The sequence below is a fragment of the Periweissella beninensis genome (assembly GCF_016908275.1).
Classification (GTDB): domain Bacteria; phylum Bacillota; class Bacilli; order Lactobacillales; family Lactobacillaceae; genus Periweissella; species Periweissella beninensis.
Genome location: NZ_JAFBDN010000047.1, coordinates 1 through 3071 on the forward strand (window position 1 = coordinate 1; position 3071 = coordinate 3071).

2 protein-coding genes and 1 pseudogene are annotated in these 3071 nt (G+C 32.5%); 1 reads left to right on the forward strand and 2 read right to left on the reverse strand.

Annotated features, from left to right (window positions below; genetic code table 11):
* Positions 1–138 precede the first annotated feature (138 nt).
* The gene (locus JOC59_RS09070) at positions 139–669 is read right to left on the reverse strand and encodes a TetR/AcrR family transcriptional regulator (RefSeq protein ID WP_205144428.1); all 531 of its coding nucleotides are present in this window, start codon (positions 667–669) and stop codon (positions 139–141) included.
* 167 nt (positions 670–836) lie between these two features.
* On the opposite strand from JOC59_RS09070, the gene JOC59_RS09075 reads away from it, so the two are divergent.
* On the forward strand, positions 837–2561 hold the full coding sequence (locus JOC59_RS09075; protein WP_205144429.1) for an MFS transporter: 1725 nt from the start codon (positions 837–839) through the stop codon (positions 2559–2561).
* A 100-nt stretch (positions 2562–2661) separates the two neighbouring features.
* On the opposite strand, the pseudogene JOC59_RS09080 reads toward JOC59_RS09075, so the two are convergent.
* Positions 2662–2982, reverse strand: a pseudogene (locus JOC59_RS09080) (DDE-type integrase/transposase/recombinase); the annotation flags it as partial.
* Positions 2983–3071: the final 89 nt, after the last annotated feature.

The window sequence follows — 3071 nt, forward strand, 5'->3', positions numbered from 1 at the left end:
AAAGAGCAATTAACCTCTTTGGTTTTTCAGCGTTACAATCATTAACCGAATTATTAGCAAACTAGCCCGCAAATGATTATCAAACAGGGTTAAATCGCTCCTTTTATTATTTTTGCACCAGAACCCTGCTGGTTAGTATTACAGAGGATTTTTTTTACTAGCTTCTAACAAAACTCGAATATATCTTAATATTTTTTTCTTGATTTCAACTTGTTTATCAATAGGAGTATTAACCATAATTTCAATTTGTCCACCCAAAATAAATGAAAGAAAAGCAGGGATATCATCAATTTGGTATCCTTCTTTTTTACCCAATGGTTCTACTATCTTTGTTAACGAAGGAACCATTTTATTAAGAATATTCTGCATAATTGTTCTATAAACTACTTCATTACCTTTTTTATGTAAGTAACCGAAAAAATCTTTATTTTTGTCAGTATTTAGCAAATCAAAAGTATTTATAATCATATCTTCTAGTGTGAAATCAGATTTTGAAAAAAGTTCTAGATACTGTGTAACCACATCATCAATAAAAATTTCTAACGCGTATTCATACAACTCTTGTTTATTTTTAAAATATTTGTAAATTAAACCGTGGGCTACTTTTGCGGCATCTGCTATATCCTGTATAGAAGTGTTTTCATATCCATTTACATAAAATTCATGCATAGCATGAGTAGCTAGTTCTTGTTTCCTTACGTCAGGTTTTTTTCGAATTCTAATTGTAGTTTCCTCCTTAATCTATATAAATTATATTATAGCCGCAATTGACTTTTAGTCAATAAAGTGTTAATTTTGTTTTTAGTGACTTGTAGTCATTAAAAAGGAGGATAATAATGGTAAAAAAAATTGCTGGCATCATCGGGTTAACTCTAGCTATGTTTATGGGGGTTTTAGATAGTACTATCGTTAATATGGCTCTACCTAAAATTCAGAATCATTTTAGCACAACACTCACAAGTGTTAGTTGGATATCAACGACTTACGTTTTAGCTTTATCAATTTTTATGATTACTTCAGCTAAATTAGCAGATCAATATGGACGTAAAAAAATAATGCTCCTAGGTCTATTAATTTTTACATCTTTTTCTATGTCTTGTATTTGGGCACCAACTTTACTTTGGCTAATTGTTTTTCGCTTTTTTCAAGGCTTAGGTGGAGCGATGATTACACCATTGGTTATGCCAATTGGAATTGAACTAGTTGGTAAAGAAAAAATGCCCCTCATAGCAAGCGTAGTAGGGGCAGTAACTGGATTAGCAGCTGCAGGTGGTCCACCATTAGGCGGTTTGATTATTCAATATTTACATTGGAAATGGATTTTTGCAATTAACCTACCAATTGGTTTAATAACAATATTCTTAATTATATTCTGTATTAATGAATCTTATGATAATACTATTTCTAAAAAGATAGATTTTATTGGTGTATTACTATTATCAGGTGGGATATTGGGGATTGTCTTTGGCCTTTTAAAAGGACAAAGCTACGATTGGCAATCGACAAAAATCATTGCATCTTTATGTACTGGTATAATACTGCTAATCCTTTTTACAATTGTTGAACTACAAGTTAAAGAACCTTTGATAGAATTAACACTATTTAAAGAGAGAACCTTTAGTGCTTCAACTTTTATCTGTTTTATTAGTGGAATGGTTCTTGTATGCCCAATTATAATTTTTAATTATTATTTACAAGAAGTACTAAATTATGAACCATTGCACGCAACGTCAATCATTGCTGTTTTGTCTCTTACGGTATTCTTTATGATGCCTTTGGGAACATATATTGCTCAAAGAACCAACTATATTTTTATAAATTTAGTAGGCTTATTGCTTATTACCGCAAGTTTATTGGAAATGACCTTGATTACTAATAAAACTTCTGATGGCGTTTTAATCACTTTTATGATTCTTAATGGAACTGGCTTTGGTTTCATGAGCCAAACGATTGTTTCCTCAATAAGATTTTTACCTGCTGAAAAAAGTGGTATCGGATCAGGTATCATCAATTCAAGTAGGCAATTAGGTACTTGTCTTGGTATCGCGTTACTAGTTGCACTTTTAAATGTGGGTGTTAATTCTGCTAAATTACAAACAAAAAATTATGGTGAAAATATTGTTAATAAAGCCCGAGTTTCTAAAGATGTAAAAGTAAAATTTAACTCACTCTTAAAAACAGCTTATTCAGCAGATAGTAATCAGAAAAAGTTAACTACACAAAAGAATGCTCTATTATCCGCTATGCAGAGAACTGATAACTTAGTAATTCCGACTAAGAAAAACTTGTATTATCGTAATTATCTTTCTTTAGATAAAATTGAACATCATTTAATTCAGACTCAAAATAATGAACTTTTACCTTTTATTGAGAAAAACAAAATTGAAATCCAATTAACCGCACAAGCATCTGTTGTTAGTGCTCTAAAGGATAAGATTCATGATAAACAAATTATTCAAGTTACTAAAGCTTTTAGATTTGTTTACCTAATGGGAGCTTTAATATCATTTTTAACATTACCTATCTCGTTTTTTACGGATCGAAAAATAAAACAGCTTTAATGACGACAACAATCTTTCAGGTGTCTAAATTTTCTAGCTATTTTTATGGGTACTATCCCCTGTCAAGTTGACACTTATAAAAACGAAAACACAATTTTTCTTATCCGACCAAATCGTGGTAATATTCCGCCACGGTTTGGTCATTTCTTTTAGCGGAAATGAACTGATTCGTGAAGTACATTATTCCAGCACGAACCTGTTCCTGTAACTCTGCTAGAGTTTGCGCCTTTGGACGATGCTCGAGCCAGATGCTTTTTAAATCTGCCCACCAGTGTTCCATTACGGCGTTATCCGCTGGTGTCCCAGGCGCCGATAGGCTATGCCTTACCTTCTCCTGACAGAGAGATTCGTTGTAATTGGTGGACGTATATGCCGCTCCACGATCCGTATGGATCATTTCTGGAGTGGTTCCACTGGTTCTGGTGCAAAATTTTTCAGGTAAACTTATTTTGAGTATAATTAGCCTAAAAAGCGAGGTAGCGATGATGGAAAATTATTTTAAAGGGCGAC